14 protein-coding genes are annotated in these 18,865 nt (G+C 54.6%); 10 read left to right on the top strand and 4 right to left on the bottom strand.

All coding sequences use genetic code 11. The features are described from left to right. The first annotated feature begins 159 nt into the window (after positions 1 to 159). The 7 genes from QRX41_RS00155 (at position 160) to QRX41_RS00125 (ending at position 10,511) form a co-directional block, all read left to right on the top strand. Positions 160 to 2,178 carry an ABC transporter ATP-binding protein gene (locus QRX41_RS00155; RefSeq protein WP_313837933.1) on the top strand — a complete coding sequence of 673 codons (2,019 nt, stop codon included), beginning with the start codon at positions 160 to 162 and terminating at the stop codon, positions 2,176 to 2,178. Next, positions 2,179 to 3,936, top strand: a complete 1,758-nt coding sequence (locus QRX41_RS00150) for an ABC transporter ATP-binding protein (protein ID WP_313837931.1) — start codon at positions 2,179 to 2,181, stop codon at positions 3,934 to 3,936. A gap of 84 nt (positions 3,937 to 4,020) precedes the next feature. Continuing rightward, positions 4,021 to 4,374 carry a P-loop NTPase family protein gene (locus tag QRX41_RS00145; protein ID WP_313837929.1) on the top strand — a complete coding sequence of 118 codons (354 nt, stop codon included), beginning with the start codon at positions 4,021 to 4,023 and terminating at the stop codon, positions 4,372 to 4,374. 468 nt (positions 4,375 to 4,842) lie between these two features. Beyond that, complete coding sequence (locus QRX41_RS00140) at positions 4,843 to 5,919, top strand: nucleotide disphospho-sugar-binding domain-containing protein (protein ID WP_313837928.1); 1,077 nt, start codon at positions 4,843 to 4,845, stop codon at positions 5,917 to 5,919. A 1,489-nt stretch (positions 5,920 to 7,408) separates the two neighbouring features. Further along, positions 7,409 to 8,074 (top strand): helix-turn-helix transcriptional regulator, encoded by a 666-nt coding sequence (locus QRX41_RS00135; protein ID WP_313837926.1) that lies wholly within the window; start codon positions 7,409 to 7,411, stop codon positions 8,072 to 8,074. 1,201 nt (positions 8,075 to 9,275) lie between these two features. Then, positions 9,276 to 9,914 (top strand): Panacea domain-containing protein, encoded by a 639-nt coding sequence (locus tag QRX41_RS00130; RefSeq protein WP_313837924.1) that lies wholly within the window; start codon positions 9,276 to 9,278, stop codon positions 9,912 to 9,914. Positions 9,915 to 10,001: 87 nt separating this feature from the next. Next, positions 10,002 to 10,511, top strand: a complete 510-nt coding sequence (locus QRX41_RS00125) for a hypothetical protein (RefSeq protein WP_313837922.1) — start codon at positions 10,002 to 10,004, stop codon at positions 10,509 to 10,511. 757 nt (positions 10,512 to 11,268) lie between these two features. Here QRX41_RS00125 and QRX41_RS00120 read toward each other — a convergent pair. After that, entirely contained in the window at positions 11,269 to 11,736 is a 468-nt protein-coding gene (locus QRX41_RS00120; protein ID WP_313837921.1) for an EXLDI protein, read from the bottom strand. A gap of 320 nt (positions 11,737 to 12,056) precedes the next feature. Here QRX41_RS00120 and QRX41_RS00115 point away from each other — a divergent pair, with 320 nt between their 5' ends. The 3 genes from QRX41_RS00115 to QRX41_RS00105 all read left to right on the top strand — a co-directional run bounded on the left by QRX41_RS00115 (position 12,057) and on the right by QRX41_RS00105 (position 14,850). After that, the gene (locus QRX41_RS00115) at positions 12,057 to 12,971 is read left to right on the top strand and encodes an ABC transporter ATP-binding protein (RefSeq protein ID WP_313837919.1); all 915 of its coding nucleotides are present in this window, start codon (positions 12,057 to 12,059) and stop codon (positions 12,969 to 12,971) included. 58 nt (positions 12,972 to 13,029) lie between these two features. Continuing rightward, positions 13,030 to 13,758: an ABC transporter permease gene (locus QRX41_RS00110; protein WP_313837917.1), complete on the top strand. Its 729-nt coding sequence runs from the start codon at positions 13,030 to 13,032 to the stop codon at positions 13,756 to 13,758. Positions 13,759 to 14,082: 324 nt separating this feature from the next. After that, a complete protein-coding gene (locus QRX41_RS00105; RefSeq protein WP_313837915.1) occupies positions 14,083 to 14,850 on the top strand; it encodes an LOG family protein in 768 nt (255 codons plus the stop codon). A gap of 19 nt (positions 14,851 to 14,869) precedes the next feature. Here the strand turns inward: QRX41_RS00105 and QRX41_RS00100 are convergent, their stop codons facing one another. The 3 genes from QRX41_RS00100 to QRX41_RS00090 form a co-directional block, all read right to left on the bottom strand. Then, positions 14,870 to 15,547: an O-methyltransferase gene (locus QRX41_RS00100; RefSeq protein ID WP_313837914.1), complete on the bottom strand. Its 678-nt coding sequence runs from the start codon at positions 15,545 to 15,547 to the stop codon at positions 14,870 to 14,872. Positions 15,548 to 15,620: 73 nt separating this feature from the next. Continuing rightward, on the bottom strand, positions 15,621 to 16,703 hold the full coding sequence (locus QRX41_RS00095) for a succinate dehydrogenase/fumarate reductase iron-sulfur subunit (protein ID WP_313838672.1): 1,083 nt from the start codon (positions 16,701 to 16,703) through the stop codon (positions 15,621 to 15,623). A gap of 208 nt (positions 16,704 to 16,911) precedes the next feature. Next, on the bottom strand, positions 16,912 to 18,813 hold the full coding sequence (locus QRX41_RS00090) for an FAD-dependent oxidoreductase (protein WP_313837912.1): 1,902 nt from the start codon (positions 18,811 to 18,813) through the stop codon (positions 16,912 to 16,914). Between the last annotated feature and the right edge of the window lie 52 nt (positions 18,814 to 18,865).

The raw sequence follows: 18,865 nt of genomic DNA, 5'->3' as shown, positions 1-18,865 counted from the left end.
TCCTGCCGGCTTTGTGGCGATCTCGGTAGACTTTCGTTTTCGTTCGCACCTTTTATGGATTCATCCGTCGTTCTGTGACGGTCTTCCAGCCGTTGGCTTCTCAGATTACGTTCGATGGCAACGAAGGACAAGAGTTTTGGATGAACCTGGAGGAAAGAGATGACCACAGATCAGGCGGATTCGAGAAGCAAACCGGATCCTGCAGAAGGTAAAGCACAGGGCGGGGGAGGTGCGCCTAATCGTGAGAGGTCGCATGGGCGTAGTTCCCTAATGCAGCTGCTTGATTTCGCCGGCCCTCGTAAGGTGTTCTCCTATCTCGGCTGTGGTCTGTCCGCCCTCTCCACGATTGCTGGCCTTGGACCCTACATCTGCATATGGCTGGCGGTAAAAGACCTCCTCGCCGTTGCTCCGGGGTGGTCTCAGGCTACGGAAATCGCCATTTATGGATGGCTGGGATTCGGGTTTGCGGCGGCTTCCGTCGTTCTGTACTGTGCAGGGCTGCTGATGACGCATCTGGCGGCTTTCCGGAGCGCATCCAACATGCGCAAAGCGGCCATAGGCCACCTGCTGAGCCTTCCCTTGGGGTATTTCGACCTCCATGCCTCCGGCGAGCTGCGTCGCACCATTGATGGCTCGGCGGGCGATACCGAGAATCTGCTCGCCCATATCCTCCCCGACGCGGCTGGATCCTTCGCCATGATTCTAGGCATGCCGATACTGATGCTGGTCTTCGACTGGCGTATGGGCCTGGCCTGCCTTTTTCCCATTCTGATAGCCCTGGTCTGCATCCGTGCCATGATGAACGATCAGGGACAGTCCTTTATGACGGAATACCAGGATGCGCTGGTGCGGATGTCGAAGACCGGGACAGAATATGTCCGTGGTATTCCGGTCGTCAAGGTCTTCCAACAGACGGTGTACTCCTTCAAGGCGTTCCATGAGGCCATCGAGCATTACAGCCGAATAGCCAGGAACTATGCTATGCAAATCTGCCACCTCCCCCAGACCATTCAGATGACGGCCCTGAACGGGACCGTGATCTTCCTGATTCCTGTGGCCATCCTGCTGGCTTCGGGGCAGAGTGACTTCACTTCTTTTGTGGCCGATTTCGCCTTCTACGCCGTCTTCTCGGGCATGGTCCCCACGGCCATGACCCGTCTGCAGTTCTCCAGTGAGTCCTTCAGCAAGGCCGACGATGCCTTGGACAGGATTGCCGGCGTGCTCAGCAGTGATCCTCTGACGGTAGCTGCCGAACCGGAACGCCCGAAGTCAGCAGATGCTTCCCTGGAACAGGCGTCATATACCTATCCAGGTGCTGATCTCCCGGCACTGGATCGGATTGACTTCAAGGTGCCGGAGGGTGGAATGGTCGCTCTGGTCGGTCCCTCGGGAGGCGGCAAATCGACCTGTGCCAGTCTGTTGCCACGTTTTTGGGATGTGGATTCGGGCAGGGTCGCTGTGGGTGGCATTGATGTCAGATCCATCGATCCACATGATCTGATGGGGCAGGTCGCCTTTGTCTTCCAGACCAGCAGGCTCTTTTCGACCACCCTCCTGGAGAACGTTCGCGCAGCCAGACCGGACGCCGCTCCTGAGCAGGTTATGGAGGCATTGAGAGCGGCCCAATGCATGGACATCGTTGACAAGCTTCCCGAGGGGCTGGATACTATGCTCGGCTCAGGTGGAACCTACCTTTCCGGGGGAGAGGTCCAGCGTGTGGCCCTGGCCAGGGCAATCCTCAAGGAGTCTCCCATTGTGGTCCTGGATGAGGCGACTGCTTTTGCCGATCCCGAGAATGAATTCTTGATACAGAAGGCGCTGACCAAATTGACACGCGGCGGAGGGGGCCGACGGCGAACCGTTCTCATGATCGCCCACCGTTTATCGACTGTGGCTCATGTCGATCGAATCCTGGTATTGGATGGGGGCCACCTGGTAGAGCAGGGCACTCATCGCCAGCTTCTTGATGCGCAGGGTACCTATGCCCGTATCTGGTCTGATTATGAACGGGCGGTCTCCTGGAAGGTCGACAACTCTCCGAAGGCTGCCGCCGGAACGGGTCAAAATCCCGCAGGCCCCATTGCGGGTGAGAAGCACGTCGTTCCCGGTGTCGGGCCATTCGCTACGGACTCGTCTACCGGTGATTCCGACATCCAGAGGAAAGGAGGTGAGGCATAAGTGTTCGCCTCATTCAAGAAGAAGTACGCCCTGTCCGACCGAGGCATGAAGATCGTGGTTTTGGGAACGCTGTGGACCACACTGACCAATCTGATTATCATGGCGGGAACGGCCTCCCTTCTGCTGGTCATGAACGCTTTTGTTGAGCACCTGACGGCAGGGGCGCCTCTGCCGAAAGTCCTGCCCTATCTGGCCGGTCTCCTGGTCTTTGCGCTTATTCTCTTCGGCACCTCCTGGTTCCAGTACAGTTATTCCTACGGTGCGGTCTTCAGCCAGACCGGAACCCAGCGGATCGACCTGGCCGAGAGACTGCGCAAACTGCCTCTCTCATTTTTCGGGCGGCGTGACCTGGCTGATCTGACCGATACCATTCTGGGTGACGTGGCCATCATGGAACATGCCTACGCCCATGCGCTGAGCCAGCTCTATGGCGCAGTCGTTTCATCCGTCCTGATATTCCTGTCGCTTCTGCCCATCAATTGGGCACTTGATTTGGCTGCATTCTGGAGCGTGCCGGTGGCCTTCGCCATCATCTTTGCCACTCGACGATTCGTTGAAGCTTCGTCACGGCGTACGAGGCAGGCCCAGATTCGGGTCAGTGATGGCATTCAGGAGGCGCTTGACTGCGTTCGGGAGATTCACGCCACCAACCAGGAAGAGAGGTATCTGGAGAGGCTCTCCTCGACCATCGATGACACCGAAGCCACTACGGTCCGAACCGAGATGACCAATGGCCTTATATTGAACTCCGCCATGGTGGTTTTGAGGTTGGGTGTGGCAACGACCTTCCTGGTGGCTGCCGGATTGATCATCCAGGGCAGGATCGACTTCATGGTCATGTTCCTATTCCTCCTGATGGTCTCACGGATTTACTCGCCCTTTGATCAGGCGCTGATGCTGGTTTCGGAACTCTTCCAATCCCAGGGCTCGGCCCGGCGGATTCGCTCCATCAACGAGGAACCTGTAGCCGAGGGGAGTACGGAATTTCATCCCGATGGGCACGATATCGTCTTCGACCACGTTGCCTTCTCCTATCCCGGCCTTGCTGGTAAGGCGGCAGGTGAGCCGGTTCTTGAAGATGTCGGTTTCACTGCCAAAGAGGGGGAGATGACGGCCCTGGTTGGCCCCTCGGGATCGGGGAAATCGACCTGCGCTCGATTGGCGGCTCGCTTCTGGGATGCCGCTTCAGGTTCCATCACCGTGGGAGGGGTGGATGTGAGCCAAGTGGATCCGGAGGTTCTCCTGCGGGACTATGCCGTTGTTTTCCAGGACGTGATGCTCTTTGACGACACGGTCATGGGCAATATTCGGATGGGGCGGTGCGGTGCCAGTGACGAGGAGGTGTTGGCTGCGGCCAGGGCCGCCAACTGTGACCAGTTTGTATCGCGCCTGCCACAGGGGTACCAGACGATGATTGGTGAAAACGGTTCCAGGCTTTCCGGAGGTGAGCGGCAACGAATCTCCATTGCCAGAGCCATTCTCAAGGACGCCCCGATTGTCCTGCTTGACGAGGCCACTGCCTCCCTGGATGTGGAGAACGAGACGCAGGTGCAGGAAGCCCTGTCGCAATTACTGGTGGGGAAGACCGTCATGGTCATTGCCCACCGGATGCGCACTGTTGAGCAGGCCGACAAGATTGTCGTTCTTGACCATGGGCGTGTGGTCGAGCAGGGTTCTCCGCAGGAGCTTATGGCCGCAGATGGTGAGTTCGCGCGGATGGTTCGCTTGCAGGGCGAGAGTGCAGAGTGGTCCTTGTAGAAAGAGCCTGGATCGGCTGCATGGAGGAGCCAGGAAATCAGGTTCGTTCTGCAGGAATCAAGGCTCATCAGTTCCTTGAGCATCGTGGGCAACATCAAGCTGCCCCTGCTCTATGCAGGGGCACTAGGCAAGGAGCATTCCGAAAGATTCGGCCAGGTGGCGGACTCTCTGGGCATTGGGTCTATATTTGGCAAAAACCGCTTGAATATTCCGGTGGGGAAAAGCAAGAGAAGTCTTCGCATGGGTCGCCATTCGGAATTTCAGGCTGCTCTTGCTGATGAGCCTGCTGCCGCTCTCGATTCAGCGAACAGGTCGAGGATCATCGCTCTGCTCTTTGCCCTGAACCACGATTCAGGATCCACAATCGTCACCGTTGCGCATGACGCCTCATTGGCTGACCAGCATGATCGAATCATCAAACTTCAACGAAAGGTCTAGAACATGGGTTTCTGGATTATGGTATTCGCGGCTTTGCTCGGCTTGGTACTGATGGTTCGGGGATTCATATTGGGCAAAAAGGACAAGCGCTGGTTTGCGCTGTGTGTATTGGGCGCAACAAGCCTGACATTCGCCGTTTGGCTTGCTATATGAGCACCCGGTGAAATAATGTCGGCCGCCAGCATCAGGTGAGTATGAGTACAGATCGCTGTCGGGTGGGATTGAGTGTGCCCAGTATGTGGCTGGACATACTGCGCATGGGGGAAACCTGATAGGTTCAAGCAAAACTCTGATAAAGGGAAGGGGCGATAATGGGAACAAAAGAGGATATTATTCCAGGAAAGCATGATATGGCTTCATTTCCTACGAGAGGTAGCCTTCTCATGCTGAATATGCCGTATCAGGGTCATATCAATCCGACCTTGGGAACCGTGCGTGCTTTGGTGAAGGCCGGTTATTCGGTCACCTATGTCTGCGATCCACGATGGCGAGATCAGTTTAGAAGATTCAGGTGCCTTGTTTGTTCCATATGATGATTATCCTGAGCAGCCGAACAAGGTGCAGAGTCTTCGTGGCGGGGTTTACGCGATAGAGACGGCCCGGCGTTTGGCAGCAGAGAAGCAGTACGATGCTCTCATGTATGAAGGCCTGCTGCTGTCGGGTAAGTGCCTTGCTGATCAGATCGGCGTGCCCTCTATCCGCTTGTCATCCATATTTACTTACAATCGATCGATTCTTGCCAAGCTGTCTGATACGGGCGGGCTGCACGTGACCAGTCTGCTGAAGTTTCCCGCCGTTGTGAAACTGATGTCACTTTCGATGCGGCGGCATGGGCGTATCGAATCCGACGATTTCATCACGGAGATGGTCGACAACAATCCAACACTTACGTACGTCTACACATCCCGGTCTTTCCAGCTCGGCAATGAAGCTTTTTCGGACAAGCAATTCAAGTTCATCGGCCCCTCTCTGGATGGCAGAGCACCGCAAGCCAAGGATGCCCGTCTGGACGATGAGCTCAACAAAGGCGGGGAACGGCCTGTCATCTACGCATCCTTGGGCACGATATTCAATACCTTTATCCCCTTTTACCGGGCGGTGGTGGCAGCGTTCGGAGGTAGAGATGTCACAGTGGTGCTCTCGGTGGGCCATAATTTCGACCAGACAAAATTGGGCCGGGTTCCTCAAAATATTTTCATCCACCAGTCTGTAGGCCAACTGGCCGTCCTTGAGAAGGCTGATCTGTTCATCACGCATGGCGGCATGAACAGCGTCAACGAAGCCCTTTACTACAAGGTGCCTATGGTGGTGGTTCCTATGGCCGACGATCAGCCGACGGTAGGGGCGAGAATCGCAGAGCTCGGGCTGGGAACGGTGGTGAGCCGCAAAAAGATCAACGGTCAGACGCTGGGGCGTGCAGCCTCGATGATCCTGGCAGACAAACAAATCGCCGACAATGTCAACAGGATCAGCGAGGACATGCGAAAGTCCGGCGGCAACCAGCAAATAGTCAAGGATCTGGACCACATCTTCAATCACTCCTGACCAACCCAGCATTCCAACGGATTGTTGCGCATCCACATCATGTGAGGCATTGCGACATGCTAATGACCTCTCGTGATTGGCCCTACGAACTATAGAACGCCAATGATGAGAAAGGTTTGGCTTTGTAACACTTGCGAATGACTGACGGGAGAGCCGAACAACAAGCTTTGATACCTGTGCTTCGTAGTTTTGGACATCTTCCCCTGCAGCGTTTCATGGGCGCATATCGGGTAGTTGAAGCATCTTGGATACAGTCTATTGGCTGATGCTGGCTACTGGCGACAGGCGGGGGGCTCTGATATTGTTCGTCCTGCCGTTCCCCGCGGCGTGGATCGGTCGTTGGCGCTACTGCATCATCCGATGCGGATGTCCTGTCCCGGCTGGCATGGAAGGACGGTTGTCGCGGCTTGGCCTGTATTCACCCGTCTCTGAGAAGGCAGAGGATCTCCCCGCCCTACGGCTCGATGTCCTGCTGATTGATGGCATTGAGAGCAAAGGGCAGTAAGTGAAGATAAGGGATGGATATGCATGAGCATTTCTTGGTATTTGGGGCGGGATCACGAGCTGGGCAGTGTTGCTGTCCTGGATGCCACCAACTAGTTTTCTTGAGCGGTTGCCTGTGCCAAGTCAACCTGGAGCGTATCCGTGTCCTGCAATTTCTTCTAGAATCCGACTTTCAAGGGAGGATACTTCGTCGTATTCTGAGGCATTCGAGCATCTGGCACAAACTGTGAAACGTGCTGCTGCAATGATCTTTCTACCCTAGGAGCCTGTGTCAGTGAAATTAAACAGTGCAGGCCCCGGTCGAGGTTTCTGGACCCCATGGTGTCGAGCAATTGGCTGTCCATACAGAAGTAGCCGTTGATTTCCGTCCACCCCATAGTCAACTCCTGGCAGTTCTGAGCTCACTTATCGGATTGTCTGATGTCGATGTGATGGCGTGGTGTATAAGCCCCTCACCCGAGCTGCCCTCCTTAAGGTCGCTTTTGAAGATGACCACCATTCCCATGAGCCAGCCTTTGAAATTTATGCCTATGACTATCCATGAACTGGATCCTTCACGTCTTTGTGCGGTAGCCAGAGTTGATTTCCAAGCGTACAGCGCATCCGCTGGCTTAATCCTCCCGATGCGCCTCATGCATTCTACGGTGTATGACGGGGTCTTCGCCCGCTGGCTATACCTTCTTATTCTTGTATCGCATCATTGCATGACAATACTCTGGGCTTGGCAATGGGAGGCGAATGTGATTGGTGCTGCGCTGATGACCTGTCCGGGGTGTTTCTTCAACCTACATTCTGGCTGAGTTATGCTGATAACCCTTGAAAATGAGGGTGTCAAAGACTTTTGGCAGGGAAATTTTTGCTGGGCAAGGGGTTGGGTTGATAGCTTGAGAGGGTCGGACTTGCGCAGGTCACGATGATGCAACCACATAGTCATCAACCAACATCGGTTAGCGAACGATGATCAGGGGAAGCGGGTGGCAGGGGTATGGAACTGGGCAATCAGATTCGCCGGTATCGCTCGGAGCGGGGCATGTCCCAGGATGATCTTGCGGGGAAGATATTTGTGTCCCGTCAGACCATATCCAACTGGGAGAACGACCGTACCTACCCGGACGTGCAGAACCTGCTCCTCCTGTCCAACCTCTTCGATGTGACCATCGACCAGCTGATCAAAGGAGATCTCGACATCATGGAGAAGAGCATTGATTCGGAAACCAAAAACCTTCGCCGACTCGGCCTGGTCTGTGGAATTCTCACAGTCTTCATGTTTTTGACCCTTATCGTCGGATTTGCTCTCTATATGAAGTTGAATAAGTCAGATGTGATTCTGTATGCCATGCTCACCATGGTTCTGATAACGGGCATTTTGGGTATCATAGCTGCCGCGTACATCGAGCAGATTAAAGCCCGCAATGACGTGCAGACCTATCGGGAGATCAAGGCCTTTCTGTCTGGCGAGGAAGTGGACCGCAGTAAACGAACCCGCTTTGAACGAAAGTGGCTCATGCCCGGAAATCGATACTACAGCCAGGCGTTCAAGTCCCATTCGATTGTGGGGCCGGTCATCAATTTCTGTGTGACTTCAGCCGTTGGATTCTCTTTGGGTGCAGGTATCGTCTGGACTCTGATTCATATCTTTGGCATGACCTGACTTGCATAGGAAAAGCAGATCGCACCTTTACTGCAGGACAGGTCATCTCACATTTTGGTTTTATTCACTGCCTATGGCTTCATGAGGGGATGTCCGCTTCAGCAGTAAAATCCTCTGCACAGAGATAAGAGGTTGAAACCCACTCGGTCATATTTTCGGCGCATTACTTATGTAAGTCCCCCCCCCCCCCGTGACTTGGGGCGGACTAAAACCAGGCCACCTGGGCTAACGTCTCAGGCATCAGGCTGATTACCGTCAGAAAATGGAATTAACCCTCAGTTTTCGCGCCACCCGGGAAATCCAGCCGACTCTTCTTGGAGGATGCCGTCTACCGCATCGCACAAAAGTCTGTCAGAAACTGGCCTGACGGGATTATAAAGATACCGATCAGGCCAATAAAGTCGGAAAGGTGCCTGAACCGGTCCCACTGATCTATGACGCATTCGCGAGGAATGGGGCAACTCACCAGTCGGTTAGTCCAAAGAAACCCCCAGTTATCAACGACTACGGTAAATTGAAAACCATTACAGAAACTATCGCCCTGCGTTTGGTCCAAGACTATCCTATACAGCTTCGTCTATGCGCAGCGATAGGCATGATGGGAAGCTATCGTGCATTCCTATGCTGGTCCTGGACGGAATACCTATCGCGCTGGGAGGCATTGTAAATACGTCCTTTTATGATCAGCGCCGTGACGGATTAGATTGGTACTGAGGATGTGAGTATGAGAATCTAAGGTTACAACTACGAAGATTTTGGCGCCGCGTTGAATCGTCACATGCATATAAGAGCACGGCTGGCACGCCAGAAAGACTGGCTGTTCAACCTTCTTCAAGTTCCACTTGTTCGCTGCAGATCATCGGATCCCGGAAAACCAGGAAGGCTGAAATAGAGGCGGATGTTGCCTTGAAATGCGTCGGGGCAACGATACGCTCTTCCAACGGCTGGCCACCAAGCACCTTTGATTCAAACCGCAGCTGTGGTGGCACAGCAGCAAAACGAAGCGCAATAGCCTTGTGCGTTTGGGTTGCTTAAGTCAATTCACTTGTTCAAGTCTGCAGGGGTATGCCAAGTAAGGAACATACTTGCCTCTATTGGTTGCATGCTTCCCTGTGCGTTCTATGTGACAAGCTGCTAAGAGCATAAGGGGGATTGGGAGATAATCAGACGTTCCGTGTAGAATTATAGCTAAGGAAAGGAGATGAGATTCATGGTGGCTGAAATGAGTTCACGGGATGAGACGGTTGATTTGTATGACACCGTGTTTCACTATAACGCTCCTACCGATGTTGTAGCTGATGCTTTCCTATCGCTTGCTGAGCGCGATGCAATAACTGACGTGACCCAGATGAAGCTTAATAAGCTCATGTATTTGGCCCAGGCCCAGTATCTCGCGGCGACCAACCACCGACTGTTCAGAGAACGGTTGGAGGCCTACAGGCATGGGCCCATAGTGCCGAGCTTACGGTACCGTTTTTCCGCTTGGAAGGATCGTTCTTTGACAGAGGCTCCTTTCGATGAGCATGCCTTGGACCAAGTTCCGCAGGACATGAGGTCGTTCATCGAGCAGGTCTGGGACAAGTACAAGGGTTATACCGCTTCACAGTTGCGTGACATGTCGCATAAAGATCCTGCCTGGAAGTCGGTTTATCGGCCAAATGCTCAGCATCTTGTCATGGATGACAAGCAGATTGCGCAGACGGTCATCAACGCCCCGTGGCAGGAGCGGATCAGTAATCCCAATGTGGTGCTCGTCAACAATGACATGATGAACAGCATCAACTGGGATAAACGTGTCGCTGATGCGGTGGCCCGCACGAAAGCAAAGCTGAGCGTCTGACAAAACATGTGCATCCTAAAGAGAGCTCTATGGGATGAAGTGCGGCATCCGCGTCCGGGTGACCCATTGAAAAGCTTCTCTTGTGGTTTGCCGGATGTTGATCATGTGATCCACCGCAAAGGATTTGGTGCCTGGAAAAAAGAGAAGAGCACCCCGTATATTTGTCTGGATTCGCAGACAGGGGATATACAGGGTGTCTTTGTCTTGAAAACAATCGGGGTAAGCGAACACGATATCCATATCAACCCGGCCGACGACCAAGCCCAAGAACCAGCTACTCAGGCGATTACTGATACGTTGACGAATAAAAGTGGTTTGTATTCGGGGATCCTGCTATGTCAATTGGGGCTCTCACAGAAGGTCGTCCGCCATCAAAAGCAGGGCACGCTGCTGCTACTCCAGGCCATGAAAGCCGCGGTAGCCGCCCATCTGCAGTCAGCTGTGGATTTCTTCATTGTTGATGCTGCGACGCCGGAACTTGTTGACTTTTACCTTGATGCCTCAAGTGGTCTCCTCTTGCCGACGGACAATCTTCGTCTCATGGCTCCTATGGTGGGAATCCGCAATTATTTAAAAGGTTTGAATATTGTGAAATAGCTAGAGCTCAGGAGGTAACTCCAGACAGGTTCCCAAAAGGTATAAACCTCTTGGAAGCTACACTTCTTTCAAAAGACGTCGTAAGAAGGCCGGCATGACCTTGATGTCGTAAACGATTGTCCGTAATGGGGAACTCGGCTGTGCGTCACGTTGCGCAAACACGAGGACGGGTATCAAGGCTATAGCTGCGCAAATCTTCGAGCTGACGAAGATCTAGTTCCATGCGGCGATACTCGTAATGAATGATTCTGCTGGAAACCCGATGGCTATGGCTGAGGATAAGGCCGGCATTACTATGCCCTGATCTTGCCTATGTTCTCTTTGGAGAAAGTGTTCCTTGATGCAGGTGCACACATGGGAAATGAACATAGCCGCTCTCAAATCGGCTAGTGACCGAAATGTGCAGAACATGGTCACAGTACCGGCAGCTCGGCAGAGAAAGGTTGCCAAGATAAAGATGCCCAGCCCGATCATGATTATCAGCTTGCGTAATGCACATTCTGAAAACGGAGCAATAATAGGGGCGCCCACCGTTTCGAATACAACAATGAATAATTTAACTACCGGGGGCTTCTGCGGTCATTTTAGACAAGCAATGATGTCTTCTCTCTAGTAATCAGAAAACGCCGCAACAATATTTTCAAATAGATGAAAATATAGAGAATCCTGCCATTGATTCGCATGGGAAACGCAGGGATCTCCCCGTCTGCCATGGCGTCGTTAAGAACTCCGAAGGAAATTGTTTTAAGATCTTTGGCTATATATCTAAAACCTCAACACTCTTATAGGTAGACACATCTGACCCTATCTTTTGAGCAATGTTGTTTGGTAACTGCGATTTCAGCTGATCGAGTGATTCATACACAGACATCTTTCGAATAGCATCTTCTGGAAAATCAATGTACCAATTGCTCGGATCCTCACGTAGTTGAGTGGCGTGCTCGGCAATCATCGACCAGTCGGTGAAAATTCGTTCGTACAAAACATAGCTCTTCTTCTTTGTTGGGAATATCTCCGTAATGTGCCTTTTCCTAGAAGCCCTATCACTGGATTTAAAAATTCTTTTACCTTCGAATCTTTTTATGATCTCTTGGCCATTGGATGAAACTTTCAGTTCTATATCTTTGTCTCCTGACTCTTTCTCTTTCTCAGAATCAATGAAAAGTCGTAGACCTAGCACAACATCCGCTGAGAGACTGTCTGCATACTTCGCGGCTTCCGTCAAAAGAGATAAATCTTGCTCTGAGACATAAATTTTTTTGCAATCATGCGTATAAGCATACTCATCTTAAGAGGTAGGTTGCTGCTTCTCAGGATCAACCAGTGTTCGATACGGTTGGCTCGCTTGACTCATCAATAAGTTGCTTTAGCAGCTCTGCTGTAGACAGGTACTCGAATATTTGGACGCAGCAGTCAGCGATTCTTATGCTGATATATTTCAATCACCGTTGGTGGTAGTCTTTTCGAAGAGTGTCTGGCAGGTTTGGCCGCTCAATGCAATGAAACTTTAACGAACCGCTGTACCTACCATAAAGGGTGGCACCAATGAATGCTGCTATAGAACTTGGCAGTCTAGTTAAAGAGTATGAAACGCCGGCAGGGGTTATCAAGGCGCTGGATCGCCTTGATCTAATTGTCCCTGAAGGGGGCATCTTTGGTCTGTTGGGCCCTAACGGTGCTGGAAAATCAACAACGCTCGAAATAGCTGTCGGCTTGAGAAAACCGACTTCCGGATCTGTCAGCATATTTGGCAGGAATCCGCAGACTGATTCGCAGTGGATTCATCAGCGGGTGAGTATTCAACCCCAGGAGTCCACTATCTTTCCCCAGGAAAGAGTGGGCGAGATACTGTCATTTTGGGCCAGTCTTTATGATCACCCGCGCGACGTGGATCAAGTCGCAAAATGGATGGGTTTGGACGAATTGCTGCTCCGCAAAGTAGCGAAATTATCAGGTGGACAAAAACAGCGCCTGAACGTTGGTTTATCCATCATCGGGCGGACGAAATTAGCCATACTTGACGAACCTTCCACTGGTCTTGATGTAATGGCTCGAGACGACCTTTGGAAGGTGCTTCGGTTTCTGGCTGAAGAAGGTACGACGATTGTCCTATCGACACATGATCTAGATGAAGCGCGAGTTCTGTGCCACGAAGTAGCGGTGATAGATCATGGTCGGTCTGTAGCCCAAGGCAGCCCGGAGGAACTCATAAGGAAACATGCCAAGGGGACGTTAATATCCTGCCAAGTAACGCCAGATGGAATATCGGACCTTGTGAGCGTGCTTCGAACTTTTGGCGAACCGGAAGTCGTTGATAAGACAACCATTTCAATACGTGCCGACGATACGGATCCTGTTATTGCTGTGCTGTCGAGCAATCCTGCGGTTTCCCAATTACGTATGAACGAACCAAGCCTTTATGACGCCTTCGTGAAGTTGACCGGGCATGATTTTGAATAATTGATGATACTCATTTTTGTTAGGACTCCAGATGATAGAAAAAAGGTACCTTCGCCCCTTGTTGGCGCTGCAGACTCGTGAACTAGTCAGAAATACCTCATACTTTATTTTTGTCATAATTTTCCCTTTTGCCATGGCGGGAATGTTCCTTCTCATGTCCGAGATGATGAAAGGACAGGCTGATGCTCCGGACTTCAGCCCATTCGTTATGCCCATGGCGCTCTTTCTGGCAGTGACCGGTACAGCTTTGACCATGACCGCAGGTCCTTTGGCCGAAGTCAGGCAATCAGGAGCCCTCCGGGTACTTTCAACAACACCGATTCGAAAAACAGACTATTTGATGACGTATCTGGCTGTAAGGCTCATTATGGCGACCCTGCAGATCCTTGTCATAGTAGGCGCTTCGGTATTGCTGAATCTGCTTCCGTTTAGGGATGTAGGTCGAGTTTTTGTCGTGTCCTTATTGGGCCTGGTCATGTTCCTTGCCTTGGGGTATTTAATGGGTGGCTGGCTTTCGTCACCGCAGTTGGCAACTAACTTGGGAGCTCTCGTGCAACTGTTGGCTTTGTTCCTCAGCGGCTTGGCCATACCCTTCGCCATCCTTCCGGATTGGTTGACGAATGTTATCAGATGGATTCCGTCGACTCTCTTTGGAGATCTCATTTTCTGGGCATCAAAAAATCCTCTGCAGCAAACGGGCGCTATGCTTTCAACTTCCATCGTGCTTGCTGTTACAGCAGTGCTTGTGTTTTTGGCAGTTCGTGGTTTCAAATGGGATGTGGAGTGAGTTTGGAACCCGAAGTGTCATTGATTAAACATGCTTGAAAGTTGAAATATTCAAGCAAGTCATAAGTTATCCATGCCACCAGCCATAGGAGGGTTAGAGGGCCAAACTCGGTTTTTCTCTTGGTTATTTGTCCATGTCTGGGACTGCAGCACCATACTCTGTTGGTCTGATTCAGCTCGTCCACGCTACCCTCAGCGCCTGCGGTTATTTCTCCTGATATGAATCTGATCTTGCCGTCAGCCGGGCGGCGGGGGCCGCTATCATGAGAGCCGGAACAGGATCGAGCGGGTCCTTCGGATTGGGGCCCGATGAAGGAATGCGTACATGGCGGATATGGTTGACAATCACAATGACGACGAAGGCCCGGACCTGGGCAGGACCTACCACAGCGGTCCGGTCATTATGCGCGGGCCCATGATTCCCGAGGCGGACGCCAATGCTGGTTTGCTCTCATCGGGCGGTGATACGGACTGGCTGCATATGGACCCCTGGCGGGTGCTGCGCATCCAGGCTGAGTTCGTCGACGGGTTCGGCGCGCTGGCGGAGCTGGGGCCGGCGGCTGCCATCTTTGGATCAGCCCGGACCAGCAGGGAGGATCCTAACTATGCTGCTGCGCGCAAGATGGGCGGCGACTTGGCCAAGGCCGGTATGGCAGTCATCACCGGGGGAGGGCCTGGCATCATGGAGGCGGCCAACAAGGGCGCTGCTGAGGTCGGCGGCAAGTCCGTGGGTCTGGGCATCGAATTGCCCATGGAGCAGGGGCTCAACCGCTGGGTGAATCTGGGCATCACCTTCCGCTACTTCTTCGTACGCAAGATGATGTTCATGAAATACTCCTCGGGCATCATCGTCTGCCCTGGCGGGTTCGGCACCCTGGACGAGATGTTCGAGGTGCTGACCCTGGTCCAAACCCATAAGGCACCCAGCATGCCCATCGTCCTCTTCGACAGGGCCTACTGGCAGGGACTCTTTGACTGGATTTCGGACACGGTGAAGCAACGGGGCATGATTTCTGAACTGGACCCCGATCTGGTCATCCGCACTGATGATCCGGATGAGGCTGTGCAGGCCATCCTGCGTCACCGTGCCTGAATAAGTGGGCGCGCAGCAGTCAGCGGGCGCGGGTGGCCATGATCATGCCCGTGCCGATAGGCAGCAGGCAGGATTCCCAGGCGTTGTCTTTGCCTATGACCTCCATGATGGTGCGCAAGGTGGTCGTTTTGGCGGATCTATTGGCCGGGTTGAGCACGCCGCCCTTGTCCGGTTCCTCCAGCAGATCGAAGGCATCCGTGAAGATCAGCTGTCCCCGGTCCTTGAGCAGGCGCGGGGCCTGGTCCATAACCTGCTGGTAGTTGTCCCCATTGCCTGAGACGACGATAAGGTCGTAGTCGCTGGGGTTGAGCCTGGGGAAGTAGGTTCGGGCAGCTGCGTTGACCGCCCGCAGCCTCATGCCTGGATGGACTTTCTCCATTCCCGCGAAAATTTTCTTGACCAAAGAGGTGCCTTGGGCTGTGGAGTCAACGGCGGTGAACTGGCCATGACCATGCAGGCCCGTCATCAGGCGCAGGGCTTCGACCACGGAGCCGTTGCCCACCAGGATGATGGAAGCCGGAGCGTTCCGGCCGGCCAGGAACTGCAGGAAGGCGCCTTGAGACCGGGAACATTGGGCGAATCCGGCCTCCGAAGCCTTGTCTCGCAAGGTCTGCAACTTGTCGGATTCGACGTTCAGAGCGCTTGCCTCGGCGAATTCCCATCCTCTGGCGATGTTGTTGTACGAGGTTTTGTCCATGCTAACCATGGTAACGACTAGAGGGCACAAGCCTGTCGCCGGCTCTTGCTGACCTGTGTGCGCAGGAGTCTGACTACTCCTTGACGGCTTCGACCAGCTTCCACATCTCTTCGCCCACGTCGATCCCTCTGGGGCAGGGTCGGGTGCAGGCTCGTATGGACTGGCATGCCTGGATTCCGTCCACCTGGTCGATGGCCTCAAGACGTTCCTGCCGATGGCTGTCGCGGGAATCGTTGATGAATCGAGCCGCTGCGATCATGGCTGCCGGTCCGGCGAAGGCCTCACCGCCCGCATAAATGGGGCAGGCCCCCTGGCAGAGTCCGCAGGCGATGCAGGTGCTGAGCAGCTCATACCGGGCCAGCTCTTCCGGGGTTTGCCGGTATTCCGACGATGGCTTTGTGTCGGCCGCCTTTGCCTGGGCCGCTTGGTTGCTATCAGCCGAGGAGTCAACATGGAGCAGATACGGCTTGAAGCGTCGAATCTGCTCAAACATGGCATCGGTGTCCACTATCAGATCTCTGAGTGGGGTGAAGCCGGGAATCGGGCGGATCTCCACTGCTGAAGATTCTGCAATATTTGAAGTTTTTGTAAGGTGCGCGGCATCTATAAGGCCTGTAGCTTCTGAAAGTTCTGCAGGGCCTGCTGTGCCCACAGGATCCGTAGCCGAGAAGTCTGAGGCCGTTGAGTCTGAGACCGAATCCGGATGCGATGCCGACGGGGGTATGGCCGTTTTGGGTGTCGCTGTGCCGGTGCGACGGAAGGCTGGAGACTGTTGGACCTGCGGAGTTCCATTAACTACACCGGGTGAGGTGTATGCGTTCGGCATGGTCTTGGATGCAGCCAGGCAGTCGGCGATGGTGGCTGTGCAGAGCAGATCCGGACGGCCGTTGATGAGCACGGCATCCGATCCGCACATGCCATGGCCACAGGAGTACCGGAAGTTCAGTGTGGGATCCACCTCTCGCTTGATCTGCAGAAGGGCATCCAGAACGGTGCGCTGTGGGGCGATACGAATCGTGTACTCCTGCGTCCAACGGCGGCCGCGGGTCCGTCGACTGCCTGTTGTGGCGAAAGGATTGCTTTTGGCGAATGGGTTGGTTCGTGCCGGACGCTCTGATTGAGGTCGTGGGGTAAACCGGGCTATTCGGAAGGTCACCGGGCGGGGATCGAGGTCCGATCCGGATGCCTTGGATCCGTCTGATTCCGTGGACTGTGATGTCACGGTTGCTCCTGTCCTTGTTCGGGAAACGGCTCGATGCCCACTGATATGCGCGGACTCCATCCTAATCCCTGCCTGACCTGGATAGGTGTCGAACAGGTACCTGACTGAACAGATTGGGCCCAGAGTCCATCATCAGAGCCCATCAGTAGTTGCGGCCCTTGGGAGGCATGTCGACGATATGAACGGGCTGCCAGGAGACGTTTTCCTTGGCATCGATCATGGTGTGAGCCAGGTAGTGTTCGTCATCGCGCTGCGGATAATCGCTCCGGTACAGGGCGCCGCGGGACTCCCGACGCTGCAGGCTGGCGTTCAGGACGGCCCGGGCCAGGGTCAGCAGGTTGTCCACCTCCATGATGGCGGTCACCTCCTGGTTGAGCACTGCTGTCCCACTGTGCGCACGCAGCTGTTTGGCATCAGCATCTAGGTGATCCAGGCCGCGCAAACCCCTTTCGATGCTGCTCTGATCGCATCGGACGGCAACGGCCTCCTCCATCAGTCGTCCCAGTCGGCCCATCAGTGCGTAAGGGTTGTTCAGGCTGGCCTCGTCACCGGTGTCGGGTTCTTCGCCTTGGTTGTCGGCCAATGCTGGTTCCGAGGGCTCGGCGTTGCTTGCGCCAGTCAGCAACTCGTCAAGGAAGGCCTGACGCTTCTGCAGAGCTTGTGCCAGCGGAGACGTGTCGGTCATGTCGTTTGGCTTGTCGGCATTGGACATGGCGGCGGCGATGGTCTGTCCGGTTCTGGTGCCGAAGAGGCAGGCATCCAGCAGGGAGTTGCCGCCCAGTCTGTTGGCTCCGTGAACGCTGACACAGGAGCATTCCCCGGCTGCGAACAGTCCGTCGACGACTCGACGGCGTCCATCCTGCCAGCGATAGACACGGCCGCGATCCGTGATGGGGATGCCTCCCATGGTGTAGTGGGCGGTGGGTTTGACCGGAACCATGTCCACAGTGGGATCCAGGTGGGCGTAGCGATGGATGGTCTCGGTGACCTGGGGGAGCAGGGCGGTCATGCGCTGGCCGTCAATGCCGGTCATATCCAGCCAGACGCAATCATGAGGCCCGTCCGGGTCCGATGGATCGGCCACCCCGCGACCTGCATCAATCTCGGCCATGATGGAACGGCTGACCACATCCCTGGCGGCCAGATCGCCGTGTCCCGGCGCGTAGTCCTGCATGAAGGCCCGTCCCTGACTGTTTCTGAGCACGCCGCCTTCTGCTCGGGAGGCTTCTGAAAGCAGGATGCCGGTGTGGCCCAGGCCGGTGGGGTGGAATTGGATGAACTCCACATCCTCCAGCTGCAGGCCGGCCTGCAGGGCGAGCGCCATGCCGTCACCGGTCAGGTCCCAGGAGTTGGAGGTCGTATGGAAGAGTCGGCCGGCTCCGCCCGTGCACAGGACGATATTGTCGGCTTGGATGGCCTGCAGCTTGCCGGCGTGGGTGTCCAGGACGATCAGTCCTCGGGCATGGCCGCCGGATTTCTCATCAGTGGGCGGGTCAACAACCAGATCGGTCACATACCATTCCTCGGCGAACTCGACTCCCTGTCGCAGACACTGCTGCCAAAGAGCGTGCAGGATCTGGTGGCCGATACGGTCGGCTGCATAGGCGGCTCTCCTGACTGGATGGCCGCCATAATCAGCGGTATGGCCGCCGAACTTCCGCTGGGCGATGTGCCCGTCTTCAGTCCTTGAGAAGGCCACCCCGTCATGCTCCAGTTCGATGATGATGCCCGGGGCCTGCTCGGCCAGAATTCGCACGGCATCCTGGTCAGCCAGCCAGTCGCTGCCCTTGATGGTGTCGTAGTAGTGCCAATGCCAGTCGTCCTTTTCCTGGTTGCCCAGACTGGCCGCGATGCCACCCTCTGCTGAGCCGGTGTGGGATCGCAGGGGCTGCAGCTTGGAGACGACCAGGACCTTTGGCGACGAGCCGTTCCGGTTTCCGTCGCTCTCCAGAGCCCTGTAGAGTCCCAGAGCCGTCGACAACCCGGCCGCTCCGGCTCCGACGATGACGGCATCATAGCGGTTTCTGACCTTCTGCGGATTCATACCATTGATACTGTCACGACCCGTTGATTGCGGTGGCCCTTCCAGTCCATGT

It is taken from the genome of Bifidobacterium kimbladii (assembly GCF_032193675.1).
GTDB lineage: Bacteria > Actinomycetota > Actinomycetes > Actinomycetales > Bifidobacteriaceae > Bombiscardovia > Bombiscardovia kimbladii.
This window is presented reverse-complemented; position numbering and strand designations above follow the sequence as displayed.

Coding starts and splice junctions, on each gene's coding strand:
- QRX41_RS00155 (WP_313837933.1), top strand. CDS start 160: ATGACCACAGATCAGGCGGATTCGAGAAGCAAACCGGATCCTGCAGAA.
- QRX41_RS00140 (WP_313837928.1), top strand. CDS start 4,843: ATGTCTGCGATCCACGATGGCGAGATCAGTTTAGAAGATTCAGGTGCC.
- QRX41_RS00135 (WP_313837926.1), top strand. CDS start 7,409: ATGGAACTGGGCAATCAGATTCGCCGGTATCGCTCGGAGCGGGGCATG.
- QRX41_RS00130 (WP_313837924.1), top strand. CDS start 9,276: ATGAGATTCATGGTGGCTGAAATGAGTTCACGGGATGAGACGGTTGAT.
- QRX41_RS00115 (WP_313837919.1), top strand. CDS start 12,057: ATGAATGCTGCTATAGAACTTGGCAGTCTAGTTAAAGAGTATGAAACG.
- QRX41_RS00105 (WP_313837915.1), top strand. CDS start 14,083: ATGGCGGATATGGTTGACAATCACAATGACGACGAAGGCCCGGACCTG.
- QRX41_RS00100 (WP_313837914.1), bottom strand. CDS start 15,547: ATGGACAAAACCTCGTACAACAACATCGCCAGAGGATGGGAATTCGCC.
- QRX41_RS00090 (WP_313837912.1), bottom strand. CDS start 18,813: ATGAATCCGCAGAAGGTCAGAAACCGCTATGATGCCGTCATCGTCGGA.